Origin of the sequence: Selenomonas sputigena ATCC 35185, from assembly GCF_000208405.1 — a bacterium.
GTDB lineage: Bacteria > Bacillota > Negativicutes > Selenomonadales > Selenomonadaceae > Selenomonas > Selenomonas sputigena.
Window position 1 is genome coordinate 1,339,818 of the sequence record NC_015437.1, and the last position, 17,004, is coordinate 1,356,821.

The following is a 17,004-nucleotide window of genomic DNA, read 5'->3' on the forward strand; positions in this document are numbered from 1 at the left end:
CAGCCCGACGGATTGCCGTCGGGCTGTCTGACGTCTTCTTCTCGATTTTCGTCCTTAGAAGCGATAGGTGAGCTGCACCCTTGCGTAGTCGCCGAGGCTGAAGCGCTCGGGGCCGTAGAGGGTGTCGCGTGCGCCGATGCCTTTGGCGCCGAAGGTGTAGAAGGCTTCTACGAGGAGGTTTTCCATCGGCACATAGCCCGCGCCGACGGTGAAGCTCTTGATGCCGTCGAGGTAGCGGTCGGGCAGCGCTTCCGTGCCGTTGCCGCCGAAGAAGGAGCCGTGCTCGAAGCGCTTGTAGTCGATGAACGCATTCCACGAATGCGGCACGTTCGTATCGGCTTTGCCGAGATCGAGCCGCATGACCCAGAATTTCGGCGCAGAGCCGGTTTCCCTGCCTTTGATCGCGAAGTCGGATGTGCCGCTCTTGTGCTCGTAGCGCGTGTGGCCGTTCATATACTTGCCGAAGTCGGTCGTGTTCACGCCGTAGTCGAAGGAAAGCGCGGCGTTCTTCGAGAGCTGCCACTTCGCGCCGACACCAACGACATTCGCGAGCGTATCGAAGGTGCTGACATCGTTCGTCATGCCGTTCGCCGCGAGGAAGCGATGCGAGTCATTGCCGACCGAGCGCAGATACCAAGCGGCGACACCGAGATTCGGCGTGAGTTCGTGACGCGCCTGCACATAGAACGCCTGCTTGAGCGCAGGGATCTGGTCGCGCTCGAGAACGGTGCCGACTTGCAGTACAAAATAGCCCGCACGATTCAGCAGATTGAGCGGCAGAGCGCTCGCGTCCTCCGGACCCCAGTTAGAATCATTGATCAGATACTTGATGATCGTTTGACCGAGATGCGATATACCCTTCTTATTACCTGCTGGAATCTTCCCGTTTACTGTAGTTGAGATATCGGGAGCGTCCGGATATCTTCTCTCTGCCAGCACCTCGTGGTAAGGGCTTTTATCCCACGCGGAACGAATGGTACGCTCTTTCGCCTCATCCTTTGTCATCGGTCTGAAATCCCCGGGCTGCAAATCACTCATCTTCAAATCATAGTCAAAAATTGGCTTCTTCCCATGATATGTGCCGTAGCCGTAGAATTCATGGGTCAAAGTATAGTTTCCATCGGGGAGCCCTGCCATGCCGCTATATTCCTTCGTCTCGGTTTGCGTCGCTTCTAAATTCGCCTCCGCTGAATTCCACACAGCTCGGGCAGCGTCTTCCATCTTCGCGCGATCAAACCTGTCTTGATAGGAAAAGCTATCTTCCATGTGCAATGCCTCAAGCTGCGGACTTTTCTGCGAAAGATATGTCCCGACGACGTTGCCATGTTCGTCCTTCACGGTCACCTTGTACCATGCGAAGTCATCGTGCACTATTTTCCCGCTCGCGGACAACTGCCTCATCAATTCCTGATATGCTTGGGGATTATCCTGTTTGACAACATTCAGATACTCGTCAAGAATCTGCTTTTCCTCTGCCAAACTCTGCGCCTTGGCAAGCCGTTGATAAAGTCCGTCAAAGCCTGGGGTATCCTTAATGAGCGTGCTGTAGTCCGGATAATACGGAACGGCGCCCGTCGTATGGCTGTTGATCGTGGCCGCCTTATAGCCCAGCCATTCCTCCTTGGTCACGCCGCGCACGAAGCTCTGGCGCGTCGCGTGCGTATAGGCGGAGTCTGTGACGCCTGTCGAGTGCCGGAAGTCGCCGTAGCCGAGACGCACCTGCGTATGGGCTCCCGTCCATACGGCGCGTCCGCCGTCGTACTCTTTGCCAAAGTAGTAGCCTGTGACGCCCATCGGCTCCGTCATACGGCCGAGTGAGAAATCCCAGTCGTTCGCATGTACGGTGAGATTCGCTTCATCAAGGCGCACATGGCTGAGTCCACGGCTTTTGGCGACATCGGTATCGGTACCGACGCCCGCAGCCCCCGAAGCACTTGCCAAAATGGTGAGGTTCGTATTCGCATCGATCCTCGCATCCACGCCGACGCGCAGCCGCTGCTCGAAGCCGTGCTCGGCTTTTTCGAGGTAGTTCTTATACGCGCCGTCGCTTACGGTCGCGGTGGTCGTGACACGCGCTTCGGACGGCTTTTCCTTGCCCGTAAAGGCATTCCAACGCCAGCGATAATCGCCGATGACACGCACGCCTTTTTCCTTCGTCGTATCGAAGGGCTTTTGGATGAACCATGCGTCTTCGGGGATGAGATGCGCTTCTTCCTTCTTGAAGCGCTCGCCCGCCCCCGTGCTCGCATCGGGACCGAACTTCAAGTTCACGCCGATGCGATAGGTTCGCTCGTTGATCGCGCGGTCGTCGTCGCGATGGTTGAAGATATTGTCGACGCCGATATAGGCGCTCGCGTCCTTGCCGACGTCTTTTTGCAGGATGAAGTTCCAGATACCGAAGGTCTTTGTCTCGTACGTCTGCTTGCCGCCTTCGGCGAAGTTGTAGTGCCATTTTCCTGTTACGCCGTCACTGTCGTAATAGTTGCCGTTGTTCGCCACGCTGTTGCTGTCGAGCATGTTGACGTAGTAGTTCCCCCAGAGCGTCGCACGCCAGCCTTGGTTCTCATAGGTCACGCCAAGGTCGATCTTGTGCTGCGGCCGATTGAGCAAACGATCCGGCATGTTCGGGTCGCTCTTGTTGATGGCATGAAGATAGGTATAGCCAAATTTCGCTGACCAATGCTTGTCAAAGCGATGGTTATACTCCGCTTCAAGACCTGTGATCTCCGCTTTGCCGATGTTCTTGAAGCTGTAAATCATATCGGGCGGCAGGAGCCATCTGCCATCAGCGGAAATTTCCGGATGGAAATCCATAAGATAGCCCGTGAAGTAGGTTGTCATATAGTTGTCAATGCGGTTGTGGAAAGCATTGATACGATAGCTGTCCCTGCCATCTGTGCTCTCGCCCTCATAGCCAAGATCGAAGTTGAGGGACTTCTCAGGCTTCAAGTTCGGATTGCCGACCCAGTAGTAGCCAAGGCGCGCGCGCTCAAGTCCCATCGGCGCACCTGCATACATCTCCCAGTTGTAGTAAAGCTCCCCCATGCCCGGCTCGGTATAGCCCGTGCCGAGGTTCGCCTTGAAGCGCTGGTTCGCCTTGCCGCCGATGTTGTGCGTCATGCCGATATTGAACGTCGCATGTGTGCCGAAAAGACTGCTGTGATCGACGCGCAGAATTGGCGAAAGCAACGTATTTCGATTGACCTGCCATGCGTCCTGCAAAAATACATATTGCTTCTTGATTTCCACACTGCCGATTGTCAATCGGTTCTGCCGCGCCTCAAATTCCTCGTTGAACGCTTTTCCGTTCCAAAGCATCGCATGTCCAAAGTTTTTACGAGCATAATTGGCAAAATTCTTGTCATAGTAGTTATAGATTGCAAATTCCGGCGTATCAATATACGTCAGATCATGGTTTCGAGCATCATCAAGCAACTGTTGACCGAATGCCATAAGCCGCGCCATAACCTCCGGCGGCGCTCCACCGCCATCCGTTCCATAAGGTCCGTATTTCAGATAGTCCTGATATGTATAGAGCGGTGCCTGCGAGCGTCCGGCGGCGTCCTTATATCCATACCACTCATATTCATTGTCATACTTCGGCACTCCCGCTTCATTTCGCGTCATCGCATAGTCGTGCACGCGCGAAGATGGCGCACCGGCGCCGTCTCTCGTATAAAGGTTCTTGTCGTAATCCCACGGATCGATCATGCGCGTATAGCTGTTCGGCGCGTTTTTGATGCGGCTGCCCTCGCCCTTCTCCTGCGTGTAGCCAATGCCGTAGGTCAGCAAATGATCGCGATGGATCTGGGTGTTTGCCGACGCCTTGAGGCTCCATTGCTGATGCATGAGGTCGTCAATGTAGTTGAGCGTGTTCTTGCCTTCATAGGGAGAATTGATATAGTCCGAGGTCAACGTGATGTCGTCCTCGTTCATCTTCGTATAATCGAGAGAGACATTCCAATCCGAATTGCCGCCGCGCCCCATATACGAGAAGCGATAGGTGTTGCGGTCAAGCTCACGCTTGAAGTGCTGCAGACCCTCTGCCCCGGAGTTCGATCGCTTGATGAAGCTCTCCATATCTTCTGCTGTATGATCGAGGTTCAAAGAAAGACTATGATTCTTATCGAGATCATAGGATGCGACAAGTCCGATATTCTTGATGTCGCCATAGTAGCGCAGCGAGTTTCGCACACGGCTTTCCTCGTCTTTATAAGAGCTTCCGCTCTTGAGGAGACCGCCGAAGGATTCCATGCTGTAAATCGGCATGATGTCGCGCTTGCCGCCGTAGGCTGCGACGCGCAGCTTGCCGATATCGCCCGAGTCGGCGCGCAGGAAGAAGTTCGTATAGGGGATCTTCGAGTCGCCGGCGACGCGCCTGCCTTCGAGGTTGATCTGCAGACCTGCATTCTTCGCCGCCGCCTTCGTGATGACGTTGACGACGCCGCCGATGGCGTCGGCGCCGTACTTCGCGCTCGCCGCGCCGCGGATGATCTCGATGCGCTCGACGTTCTCCGTGCCGAGCCTCTGCAGCTCGTCGCCCGCGCCCGTGTACTTGGCGAAGTCACCCATGACGGGCTGTCCGTCGACAAGGATCAAGGTATGGCGCGGCTCCGCGCCGCGAATCGAGAGCGTGACGCGCCCCATGGCATCGACGCTGCGCGTCATGCCTGTCTCATCGAAGATGATGTCCTCGACGGACTTCGCCTGCTTCTTCTCGATGTCCTCTTTCGTGATGATCGTCGTAGACTGCGACTCGTACTTCGCATCCTCTTTCGCGGCGTTTGCTTCGACGTCAACGGACCCCGTTTGAACGTCTCCCCCCCCCCGCACTTTCATGCGCCTGTGCCGTACAAAGAGGCAGCATGAGATGGAGCGCGACAGCGAACGCCAACGCGTTCTTTCTCCGAACGGTGATTTCTTTCACTTGCGTTTCCCTCCGATGCTTTGGAAAGCACGGATCGATGCCGTACTTCCTATAAATTTATGAAACCAACTCTGATTCTCATTCATTATATCACGCTTTGAGAATAAATCTACCCTTTTTGGCAAAAAATATGAAAAAAATTCTATTTTATTCATAAATTTGAATCTCATTCACTTTTTAATGAAAAAGAAAGACTGCCGCACCGTGTATGCGACAGCCCTCTCCTTATGGTTCTTGCGGAAATTACGAATATCGAAAGTCCATCTACGTTTCACGCTGCCTGCTCAAAGCAAGCTGTGCATCCTGCCAAGCTCCTGCTCCATGGGGAACTTCGATAGATGCATTCATTTCTTTCATGATGCCATCCTCTTCCCTACAGCTGCACGACACTGCCGTCCTGCAGCAGGTAGAGGCAGCGCTCCGCCACCTTGCGGCCTAGAATTGCTTCCACGGCTTCCGTATAAATCTCGATCTGCAGGCGGTACTTCTCTCGCACGGCTGCGGGACGCGTGTTCTTGTCCGTCTTGTAGTCCAAGAGCACGAGTGCACCGGCTTCATCTTCAAAGAGCACGTCGATGACGCCCTGGACGAAGATCCGCGCCTCGGGTTCGGCCTCGGGATAGAAGCTGTGCGCTTCGAGGCGGCGGCTGAAGGGAAGCTCGTGCCAGAGGCGCCGTGCCTTCTTCATGCGCGTGCCGAGCGGCGACTGCAGGAAGGATGCGACGGCGTCGAGGCGGACGGCTTTCGCCTGTTCGGGCAGAAGCAGCTCCTTTTCCACCATATTCGCCAGCTGCTTTTCCAGACCCTCACGGCCAGTGTCTCCCGCGAGGTCGATATGCTGCAATACTGCGTGCATAAGCGTGCCGTATTCCGCCGCAGAAAGTCCCGCCTTTTCCTGCATGAAATCGGGGCGTTTGAATACATTCTTGGAACTGCCGTGCACTTCTTTCAACGGTATATAGGCCTTCTCCTCCGCCGCATCTTCGACGGAGAAGCGGCGCTTGAGTTCCGTGACGGAGAGCTTCGCCGGCACGTTATCGACGCCGTGCGGCGCGTACTGCCAAGCGAGCATCTGCTCGACATCGTCCTTCTCCTCGCTCGCTTCCAAAGGCTCTCCCCTGCGCAGTTTCTCGAACAATTCGTTGTCTTCGGCGACGGCGGCGCTGACGCTCGCGACAGCAGAGGCCGGCACGATTTCCACCTGCCAGCGCGAGTCGTCCTCGCCTTCGGGCGCAACGCGCTTTTCGAGGAGCGCGGCCTTCTCCCGAAGGGGTGCGCCGTCCGCATGGCGTGCGACGGTCATGCCGAGCCAGTCGAGGAAGGAGTTTGCCGCAAGCGCCGCATGGGCGGGAAGCGCACGCTCCGTCTGCGTGACGAAACTGCACCAGCCCTCTGCGCACGCAGCAAGCTTCTTCGTCGAGCCGACGAGGATGAGCTTTTCCCTCGCACGCGTCATCGCCACATAGAGGACGCGCAGTTCCTCCGCCTTGCTCTCGCGCTTGATGCGCTCGGCGACCGCCTCCCGCGCAAACGTCGAGTAGCGAAGCGACTTCTCGCGTTCCGTGCGGTAGAGTCCAAGCCCCAGTTCACGGTGCATGAGGAGGTCTTGCGAAGCGTCTTGCATGTTGAATTTCGAGCCGAGTCCCGCGACGATGACGACGGGAAATTCCAGGCCCTTGCTCTTATGAATCGTCATGATGCGTACGACGTCCTCTCCTTCGCCGAGCGTGCGTGCGGCGGAGAGGTCGGTTTCCATCTGCTGCATCTTCTCAATAAAGCGCAGGAAGCGGAAGAGTCCGCGAAAGTTCGTCTCTTCATAGTCGCGTGCGCGGTCTGCGAGCATGCGCAGGTTCGCTTGGCGAAGAAGCCCGCCCGCCATGCCGCCGACGTAGTCGTAGTAGCCCGTGTCACGGTAAATCTGCCAGATGAGTTCGGGCACGCTGACGCGCCGCACGAGGTCGCGCCAACCTTTGAGAAGCCGCAGGAAGGCGTCGACCTTTTCACGCAAAGATGCAGAGAATTTCGCTGCAGGGTCATTGACGACGAGGAGCGCGCCGAAGATGTCCTCTTCGAGCGCGGCGAGCCGAAGCTCCGCCAACTCGCTGACCGACAGTCCGACGATCGGCGAGCAGAGCGCCGCCGCGAGCGGCACGTCCTGACGCGCATTGTCGATGACGGCGAGCACGGCGAGCACGACGCGCACCTCCGTCGCCTGGAAATAGCCGGCATCGAGCGTCGCATACGCGGGGATGTCGGCATCGCGCAGCGTTTCGAGGAGAATGTCCGCCTTGGTGCGCACAGCACGCAGGAGGATCACGATGTCACGCCAACGCAGCGGACGATAGCCGTCCTTGTCGGCGACGAGAGCGCCGCTTTCCATCAGCTCGCGCACGCGCCGTGCGATGAACGCCGCCTCCAGAGCGAAACCCTTGAGCTCTTCTTCCTCTTCTCCCTCCGGCGTCTCTGCACCGCCATCTGCCACAGCCGAAGTTTCCGCCTTTTCCTCGTCCTCTTCCTCAGGCTCAACAGACGATTCGGCGTCACTCTCAATGATATGCAGCTCAACCGCACCCGCAAGGCTCTTTGGCGAATCTTCAGGATAGAGCGCCGCAAAGTGCAGTGCCGCGGCATCGTCGTATGTAAGCTCCATCGCCTCGGGCGTCATGAGCTGCGAGAAGATCCAGTTCACAGCCGCAAGCACGCCCGCGCGGCTGCGGTAGTTCTCCGAGAGGTCGATGCGTGCATACTTCTCGCCCAAGGTCGGATACTCGCGCTGCTTCTTGAGGAAGAGCTGCGGGTCGGCAAGACGAAAGCGATAGATGCTCTGCTTGACGTCGCCGACGGCAAAGAGGTTGTCATCACGCGCGACGAGGGAGAGAATCGCCTCCTGCACGCCGTTCGTGTCCTGATACTCGTCAACCATGACTTCCTCATACTTCTCGCGCAGGGCGAGCGCCTGCGCCGAGGGGCGAAGCTCTCCCTCCGATGCATCCTTGTCGCAGAGGACGGCGAGCGCGAAATGCTCCAAGTCGTTGAAATCGACGACGCCGCGCTCCTTCTTCGCCGCCTGAAAAGAGGCGGTGAAATCCTTGACGACATCGACGATGGCATGAGCCATGCCCGAAAGAGCGCGAAGATCGTCGAGAAGCTCCTCTTCCGTCGCATGAAAATACGTCTCCCTGAGTTTTTTGAGACGCTGTTTCACGCGATCGCGCGGCTGCGTAAAGAGACGCTTCGCCTCCTCCTTTTCCTCCTCGTCCATGCCTTTTGGGAAGCTCATCCTCGCATGAGCATACGAAGAGAACGCCTGGCGCAGTCCTTCCCAATCCCTTGCCGCCAAGGCGTCGAGCAGGTCTTTAAGGATTTTCTCGTCCCCCTCCAATGCAGCATGGCACGTCTCATAGCCGAGCGCCGCCGCCTTCTCGACGAGCCGCTCAATAGCGGCGAGACCGGCAGCAAGCTCAAAAGAAATCTGCGCGAGCACGGACTGCGCCCACGGCGTATCGAGAAGACGCTGCTGCTCTGCGAGGTCGAAGCTCTCAGCGAGCGAATCGAGCCAGCGCGAGGGAAAGGGCTGACTGCACGAAAAGGCATAGAGGCGCAATACCATGGCATAGAGAGCTTCATCGCCGTGCTCCGTACCGTAAGCGGCGGCAAAGGAAAGGAAATCCTCTTGTGCTTCGTCATACTTTTTTTCAAAGACTTCTTCGAGCGCATTCTGCTGCAACAGACGCCTCTCCTGCTCGTTTGCAAGACGAAACTTCGGATCGAGGTCGATGACGGAAAAGTTGCGCCGAATGACGTTCTGGCAGAAGGCGTGAAGCGTCGAAATCGAGGCGTTGGAAAGGAGCGCCAGCTGGCGCTCAAGCTTCGGCGACGCCGTGCCCTTGGCGATTTCCTGCGCGAGAGCCGCTTCGATGCGCTCGCGCATCTCGGCGGCAGCGGCGTTCGTGAAGGTGACGACGAGAAGGCGATCGACGTCCGTCTCCCCTTGCAGGATGCGGCGGATGATGCGCTCGACGAGCACCGAGGTCTTGCCCGATCCGGCGGCCGCCGCGACGAGCAGATTCTTGCCCCTTTCCTCGATCGCCCGTAGCTGTGCCGCAGACCATTTGCGTGCGTCGCTCATTCGGCATCCTCCTGTCCTTTCAATTCCATGCTGTCCATCAATTCCGCATCCTCGTGGCTTTGTAGCCACCGATAGGAAAAGCCCGGCACGAGCGGGTCGAAGCCGCAGACGGCGATGTACGGGCAGAAGCGGCATGCCGTCCTGTCCTTGAGGCGGTACGGCAGGGCGCGCACCTCGCCCGAGAGGATCTGCCTTCCCGTATCCTTGAGAATGTAGGCGATGTAGTCGAGCAGGATGGCGAACTCCTCTTCCGTCTTGACGTAATCGAGCTTCCGTTTGTCGATCTCGCCTTTCTTCGTCAAGGCGACCTTCGTGAAGCTGAAGGTGCTGTCGAGTGCGCGTATGACGTCGGCGTCCGCGAGCACCCAGCCGGGCATCTTGAGCTGCCCCTGCAGAAGCTTCTTCGCCTCTGCCTCATCGATGCGATGGGGCGCTGTGACGAGCGGATTCTTCAAGAAGCAGTAGAGCATCGCTGCGGGCAGAAGTTCCTTTTCCTCGGTGTGCGCGAGGAAATTTCTGGCGACGAGCAGATAGGTCAGAAGCTGCAGCCTCAGACCGTAGTACACCTCGACGAGGTTGATGTATGCCGCGCCCGTCTTGTAGTCGAGAATGAGGAAGTAGCGCCCCGCCTCGTCCATGTCGATGCGGTCGATCTGTCCGGTGATTTCGAGCGAAGAGCCGTCAGCGAGCGCATACGTCAGCGGCGGCAGGCTGCCCGCACCGCGTCCGAAGGAACGCTCGAAGGCGACGGGGCGGAACTCGCTGGCCGCATCGAGTTCGATGAGGCGCACGAGCGCCTTTTTCGCCGTCTCCTCGATGCGCACGAGGAGATTCTCGTACTGCTTCGAGCTCAAGAGGATTTCATTCTGCAGCCGCGGCGCAAGCAGGCCAAGGATCTCATGCAGGATCTCGCCGCACTCCTCTTCACCTACGTCGCGCCAACGTCTGCCGTCCTTTTTCAGCCGCTCGCCAAATTCGCGCAGAGCCGCATGAAGCAGCACGCCGAGGTCGAGTGTGCGAAAGCCATGCGCGGGGCGCTCCGCCAGATGCAGGCCATAGCGTGCGAAGTGCTGGAAGGGACAGGCGCGGAATGACTCAAAGCGCGTGACGCTGCCGCGCAGACGGCGATTCTTCGTGTAGAGCGCCGCCGCCAGCTCCTTGGGCAAAAGCTCCGCCGCAGCATGCGAAAATATGCCCTGCAGCACTTTCTGCAGGACAATGCTCATCTTTCTCTCCCCCAACGCCCAGTTGTAGACGTCACACCAAAAAGGATCAAGCGTCCCCTTCTCGCGGTAGCTGCGCAGCGCCGCCGCCAGAGCCGTCACCGCCTGACGACCGCCCGCAAAGAGGCGGCGCTCCGCCCCCTCCAACGGAACGGTCTGCAAAGAGACGGCAGGCAGGACGGTGCGGATCTGCCCGAGCAGAGAGGCGGGCAGGAGAGCCTTTCCCTCCGTATCGGCGAGAGCATAGGAAACCCACAGATAGTCACGCGCTTCCGTGAATCCTTTGTAGAGCAGGAATCTCTCGTTGAAACTTCCCTCGACGGAGCCTTGCGGAAGCTCCAGCCCGGCCTCCTTCAAATGCAGCCGGTCAGCATCGGAGAGCAGCCCCTTCTCCTGGCTGCGGCGCGGCATGACGCCCTCGTTCGCGCCGAGAATGTAGATGGCGCGTGCATTTTCGACGCTGTTCTGGTCGAAGTCAGCGACGGTCACATAGTCGAGTCCCGGCGGAATCAAGGAAATCTGCAGGGCATCAAGCCCGTCGCCCAAGACGTCCTCAAATTCGCGCACCTTGATCGTCTCGTCGCCGCTCGTCTCTGCCATCTGTTCCAACAGGGAGATGACGTCGTCCCAGATTTGACGATGCTCACGCGACTCAGCGAGGCGACCCGCCTTCTCGGCCTCGTCCGCCCACCGCTCCAACGTCTGCGGCACGTCGAGCGCGAGCAGCAGACGATAAAGCGCCTCGGCGTAGCCACGCACCGTCGACGCCGCCTTCACCTGCGCTGCAAACTCCTGCAGGGGCTCTGCCACGGCGCGGCGGCAGGAATTGATCTGACAGAGGCGCTCCGCTTCCTTCTGCGTCGCGCCCTCTTCTTCCTCGTCCAAACTGCGGCGGCGATGCCAATGCCAATCCTCTTCCATCGTCCAGCTCGAGCCGCGAATGCCGAATTCCAGCACATAATTTTCAAGCAGGTCGATCTGACCGCGCGTCTTTTTGAAAAAGCCCGTCTTCAGTGCGCGGAACATGGCATCGTAGCGCCAGCCGCGCAGCACCTCGAAGGCCGAGCGCACGAGCTCGGCGAGCGGATGATGGACACCCTCACGCTTGTTGTCGCGAAAGTACGGGATGCCGCAGTCCTCAAGCGTCAGAGCGAGCATGTCGCCATAGGCAGCCTCGTCGCGCGTCAAGATGGCGATGTCGCGCCAGCGCAGTCCCTTCTCGCGGCACAGGCGCACGATGTCAGCAGCCGCCGCCTCCATTTCCAGCCGCCTCGTCGCCGCCTCGACGAGCGCGACGCCCGCCGCCCCTGCCTGCGGTACGAGAGGGAAGGAAAACGCCGTGCGCTCGATGGCGGCGAGCGCATCGCTTTGAAAGCGCCGCCTCTCCTCCAAGCTGCGCACGCGCACGGGAATCTGCATCTCCTGCGCCAATCGCCGCAGCTGCTGCAAGGTCTGCGCCTGCCGATAGAAGAGACTGCCCTCGCGCTGCATGGCCGCCTCGTCCGTCGGATCGAACGTCAGCGTGATATGCACATTCTTCGCCTTTTGGAAGAGCGCCGCAAGAATCTTTCTCTCCTGCGGGTTGAAGAAGGAGAAGCCGTCAACCCATACCTCCGCCCCCTCCAAAAGGCGCGAGGAAGGAATCTTCTCGGCAAGCGCGTCGAGCATGTCGCCCGTATCGTTGTAGCGCCCCGCCATCTTCTCTCTGTAGCGGCTGTAGATGAGCGCGAGATCCGCGAGCTTCCGGCACAGATCGTCGTCAGCGAGCGCTGGTTGCGCCTGCAGCAGGGCGTCGCCGTCGATGCCGTAGCTGCGCATCTCCTCCATGGCTCTTTCCAGCGTCTGCGTGAAACCGCGCTGCTTCGCCGCACGCGCGAATGCCTGCAGGCTCTCGCCTTCTTCGGCGAGGATGCGCTTCAGCAGCAACCGTTTGCCCACGCTCGTGATGCGTGCGGCTGCCGCGCCGCCCGTCTCCTGCAGCACATGACGCGCAAAGCGCTTGAAGCCGAACACGAGACCGCGCACGAATCCCTCGCCCGCACCCGCCATCATGGCGGCGAGGCGGCGCTCTGCGCGATACGTCGCATGTTCGGGCAGGAGAAGCACGAGGGCGCTGCCCATAGGCTTTGCCTTCATGCGCTCCGCCATGCTGGAGAGGCAGGCGTGCGTCTTTCCCGTTCCCGCACGCCCCAAGATGAACTCGATCATATCTTCTCCCTCGTTTCCCATTCGTGCCAAAGAAAAATGCCGCGCGGCATAAAAGATGCCCGCGGCATTTTTGTCATACAAACGACTCAGCGCGTCAAGCCGAACGGCGTCGCAAGGCGCACGAAGGCACGTCCGCAGCCGCACGGCTCGTCGAGCCGCATGACCGCCTGCCCCGTGCGGTAGCGTATGAGCGGCATCGCCTCTGCAGCGAGCATCGTGACGACAAGCTCACCCATGCGTCCCGGCTCGTGAATGACTTTCGCGCCGCTGAACTCAATGAGCTCCGTGTAGCAGTAATCCTCCTGCACATGATGCCCCTGCCCCTTGCCGCACGGATAGAAAAGACCCGCCGTTCCCAGCTCCGTCGAAGCGAAGAGGTCATGCACCTCAGTCTGCAGCCGATCCGAGATATGGCGTCTCATCGGATTCGAGATCGCCTCGTTCAGACAGACGACCGTCTTTATGGGCAAGGTCGACGGCTCGATGTTTTTCATCTGCGCGTGCACGATGAGCTGCATGACGAGCGGCTGGCTCGCCAAGAGCGTATCCATACCCGTCAGGCGCACGAGTTCGACCGCCGACTGCATGTCCTCGCCGAGCAGCACGGTCGTCGCGCCGATCACCTCCGCCGCCATCTGCAAATCGAGCAGCCGTCCGTCCGACATGTCGCCGAGAATGCCGACGACAGAAGCGCGATGGACGCCCGTCGCTGCGAGAGCACGCGTCAGCATGTCGACGTTTCTCGCAATGTCGCCGTTCGTATACATCTTGACGACAGCGCCCGTATGATTGCGGCAGCTGATGCGCAGGACACCGCTCAAGGGAAGCGTGAGGAAATCGAACGGCGATGTCGCGAGAATGTCGGGCAGAGAAGTGAACGGCAATTTCTCGATGTCTTCCAGCTTCTCAATCTGCGACGCGCAGCCGTTTGCAAACTTCGTGCGATAAAAGGCGCTCTTCTCACTCGCCCAAGAGACCGCCTTCTTCAGGCGCACAAGCTGCAAATCCCGCAAATCATCACGGCTCATGCACTCGATCTTCTCGTTTGCAAACACCTGCCCCGCCCCCTTTCCTCAAAGATGCCGCCTCGCTCACGCCAGCGGTCTCTGATAAAAGAAAGGCTGGTAACTTGTGTAGCCGATCTTGCGGAAATTCAAAATTGCCTCCGTCGCGCCGACGAAGAGGATGCCTCCGGGCTTCAGTGCGCGGAAGAAGTTCGTGTAGAGGTCGAACTTCGCTTCCTCCGTGAAATAGATGACAACGTTGCGGCAGAGAATCAGATCGAAGCCCGTCTCAAAGGGATCCTTCAAAAGGTTGTGACGCTTGAACTCGATGAGCTTCTTGATGTCCTCATGCACGGCAAACGTACCGTCGCTTCCCTTCGTGAAATATTTATTGAGGCGCGGATTCTCGACACACTTGAGCTCGTTGTCCGTGTAGACGCCCCTCTTCGCCTTGGCAATGATCTCGACGTCGAGATCCGTCGCGAGGATGCGATGTTGTTTGCCCGGCGTCATCTCTTTCAAGATCATCGCCAGAGAATACGGCTCAGCGCCAATGGAGCAGCCCGCGCTCCAGATATTGAGCTTGGGCGAGCGCGTCAACAAATCGGGAATGACGTCCGTCTCAAGCTTCGAGAACTTCTCCGGCGTGCGGAAGAACTCCGAGACGTTGATCGTCAGATATTCGATGAAGGCGTCAAACTCCGTCTTGTCCTGCGTCGCCATATCGAAATACTTCGTATACGAATCGTAGCCCTTGCGCGTCACAAGACTGCCGATACGCCGCTTCATCTGCGGCTCCTTGTAGAGATCAAGGTCGATCTCCGTCTTCGCCTTGAGCTTCCGCTTGAATGCGCCCCAATCCTGATCGTCCAACATATTCCTTTTACCTCCTGCCGGCGGGGACATCGCGTACGCCGCCGCCTCTCGTTTCGTTCTGCGAAAAGTGCCAAGCCGCTTTTCAAAGCGAGATGACACACCTTACTCTTTTTAATTCTACACAAAGGGAAAGAATCCTGTTTTTCTCATGAACGCGCTAAAAGGCTGCTGCACTGAGCAGCAGCCCATGATGACCCTCAGCCTACTTGATCTCTATGCTGTTCTTTTTGATGTCCTCAACGCCGAGCTTCGGCAGGACAACCTTGAGGATGCCATTCTCCATCGAAGCCGCACTTTCCTCCCACTTGATGCCGTCGACGGCGAAGGAACGCTCGAAGCGACCCGTGCGGCGCTCGCGCATCAGATACTTCAAGTGGTTCTCGCGCTCAGGAACTTCCACGGCAATCGTCAGATACTTGTCGTCCTCGTAGGTCAGAGAGACGTCTTCCTTGAGGACGCCGGGCAGTTCTGCTTCAATCTCATAGTAATTTTCTTCATCGAGGATGTCGCAGCGAAAAGAAGCGAGCGCCCCCGTCACCTTGCCAATGGGATTGAGCGGCTGCTCCATGATGAAGTCCACCACGCGCTCCACCGTATCGCGCGTCTTCTCCGCATTGTTTCGGAAATTGAAAGGTATGCTGCGAATCATGACGTTTCCCTCCGATCAACACTCACGTCCTATTCTCATTTCTTATATTATACGGTGTTTTGCTAAAAAATTCAAGCGACGGACAAGGTTGTCGAGGGAAAAATCAAGAGGTCAGCTTCATGTGGCGGCGCAGCAGATAGAGAAAGTACGGCGTACCGATAAATGCCGTCATGATGCCCACGCGGATCTCCATGCCTTGAAGCAGGATGCGCCCCAAGGAGTCGCAGACGACGAGGAATATGCCGCCGGCCAGGAGGCTTGCAGGCAGCAGCTTCCGATGGTCAGGGCCGATCAGGAGGCGCATCATGTGCGGCACGACGAGTCCGACGAAACCGATGTTGCCGCTGATGCAGACGCCCGCCGCCGTCGTCAGCGACGCGAGCGCCAGAAAGAGCAGGCGGAAGAAGGTCACGGGCATGCCTGCGGCACGCGCCTCGACCTCGCCGAATGCGAGGAGGTTCAGATGGCGTGAGAGGAGCAGCATGAGGAAGACGCCGCCGCTGATCGGCGCGATTCCCAGAAGGACATGATCCCAGCGGCGATAGTCGAGGCCGCCGATCGTCCAGAAAAGGTACTGCTGCATCTTCTGCTCGTTCATGACCGTGAGAATCGCCGCCGTGCACGCGCCGAGGAACATGCCGACGACGACGCCCGAGAGCAGGAGCGTCATGACAGGAATGCGCCCGTGGCGCATGGAAAGCGACACGGTAAGCCCCACGGCGAGCATGGAGCCCGTGAAGGCGAAAGCAGGCAGCGAAAAGACGCTGACAGCGGAGACGCCGAGCGCGATGGCGAGCACAGCTCCGACGGAAGCGCCGCTCGATACGCCGATGATGCCGGGATCGGCGAGCGGGTTGCTGAAGATGCCCTGCAGCACTGCACCGGAGATGCCCAGCCCCGCCCCCACCATGAGGCCGACGAGCGTGCGCGGCAGACGGATGTGCCAGAGCACCGCCTCCTGCTCGGGCGTAACCGTGACATCGGAAAAGAATGGCAGACCCGCCGCATGGGAGAAAGCTGCGAGCACGCACTCCATTGAGATGTCGTACTGCCCTGAGCTCATCGACAGGACGACGGCGAAGCCGACGAGGCACGGCAGAAGAAGCCAAAAGAAGAGGCTTCTCTTCTCGTAATTCTTTTTCACGACGCTGCCTCCTCCCTTCCCAAGATGACCTGCAGGAGATGTGATTTCCTGCCTGCACCCTTCTCCGCCTCCGTGAAGACCTCAGCATGATTCGTCAGCGGATTCTCCACGACTTTGATGGGCGCACCGTAGGCGCGTGTCAGAAGCTCTGCCGTCAGCACCTCGCGCGGCAGACCGTCGGCAAGGAGCGCACCGCGCCCGATGAGCAGGAGGCGCGAGCAGAAGCGTGCGGCGAGGGAAAGCTCATGCGCGACGAGCACGACGGTCTTGCCCGCGGCACAAAGTTCGCGGCAAAAACGGAAGATTTCCTCCTGATAGATGATGTCCAGTCCCGTTGCCGGCTCATCGAGAAAGAGCACGGGCGTCTGCTGCGCGAGCACCTTGGCGAGCAGCACGCGCTGGCGCTGTCCGCCCGACATGGCCTGAAGCGGCTTCTCCGCCAGTTCCGCGACGCCCGTGTACGCCATGCACGCCTCAGCGATGGCGATATCGTGCGCCTGCTCCTGCCGCCACCACGAGAGATACGGATAGCGCCCCGAGAGCACGACCTCGCGCGCCGAGTAATCGAACGTCATCTCCAGATGCTGCTGCAGATAAGCGGCGCTCTTCGCAAACTCCTTCGCCGGCAAATCGCCGATTCTCTGTCCCATGACAGAGATCTCGCCCGCGAGCGGCGCCAAGATGCCGCGCATCGTCTTCAAAAGCGTGCTCTTGCCCGCGCCGTTCGGCCCAATGAGACCGACCATCTCGCCCGCTGCAATGCCGAACGAGACGTTCTCCAAGATCACCTGCCGCTCATAGCCCGCATAAAGGCCCGCAACCCGTATCATTTCCTGCAAATTCC

The 17,004-nt window shown here is 58.8% G+C and carries 8 protein-coding genes; all 8 read right to left on the minus strand.

Features of this window, described 5'->3' with window-relative positions; genetic code table 11:
* Nucleotides 1–54: 54 nt before the first annotated feature.
* On the minus strand, nt 55–4,839 hold the full coding sequence (locus SELSP_RS06040; protein ID WP_013740805.1) for a TonB-dependent receptor domain-containing protein: 4,785 nt from the start codon (nt 4,837–4,839) through the stop codon (nt 55–57).
* 461 nt (nt 4,840–5,300) lie between these two features.
* Nucleotides 5,301–9,056, minus strand: coding sequence for a helicase-exonuclease AddAB subunit AddA (addA, locus tag SELSP_RS06045; protein WP_006192302.1), 3,756 nt, complete (start codon nt 9,054–9,056; stop codon nt 5,301–5,303).
* Nucleotides 9,053–12,487 carry a helicase-exonuclease AddAB subunit AddB gene (gene addB / locus SELSP_RS06050; RefSeq protein WP_013740806.1) on the minus strand — a complete coding sequence of 1,145 codons (3,435 nt, stop codon included), beginning with the start codon at nt 12,485–12,487 and terminating at the stop codon, nt 9,053–9,055. The genes addA and addB overlap by 4 nt, the downstream gene beginning before the upstream one ends.
* 86 nt (nt 12,488–12,573) lie before the next feature.
* The gene (locus SELSP_RS06055) at nt 12,574–13,542 is read right to left on the minus strand and encodes a phenylacetate--CoA ligase family protein (protein ID WP_006192299.1); all 969 of its coding nucleotides are present in this window, start codon (nt 13,540–13,542) and stop codon (nt 12,574–12,576) included.
* Between the two features lie 36 nt (nt 13,543–13,578).
* Nucleotides 13,579–14,367, minus strand: coding sequence for a CheR family methyltransferase (locus tag SELSP_RS06060; RefSeq protein ID WP_006192297.1), 789 nt, complete (start codon nt 14,365–14,367; stop codon nt 13,579–13,581).
* A gap of 202 nt (nt 14,368–14,569) precedes the next feature.
* Nucleotides 14,570–15,016: an Hsp20 family protein gene (locus tag SELSP_RS06065; protein ID WP_006192295.1), complete on the minus strand. Its 447-nt coding sequence runs from the start codon at nt 15,014–15,016 to the stop codon at nt 14,570–14,572.
* A 103-nt stretch (nt 15,017–15,119) separates the two neighbouring features.
* Nucleotides 15,120–16,160, minus strand: coding sequence for a FecCD family ABC transporter permease (locus SELSP_RS06070; protein ID WP_006192293.1), 1,041 nt, complete (start codon nt 16,158–16,160; stop codon nt 15,120–15,122).
* Nucleotides 16,157–16,990 (minus strand): ABC transporter ATP-binding protein, encoded by an 834-nt coding sequence (locus SELSP_RS06075; protein ID WP_006192292.1) that lies wholly within the window; start codon nt 16,988–16,990, stop codon nt 16,157–16,159. Before SELSP_RS06075 ends, SELSP_RS06070 begins: the two co-directional genes overlap by 4 nt.
* Between the last annotated feature and the right edge of the window lie 14 nt (nt 16,991–17,004).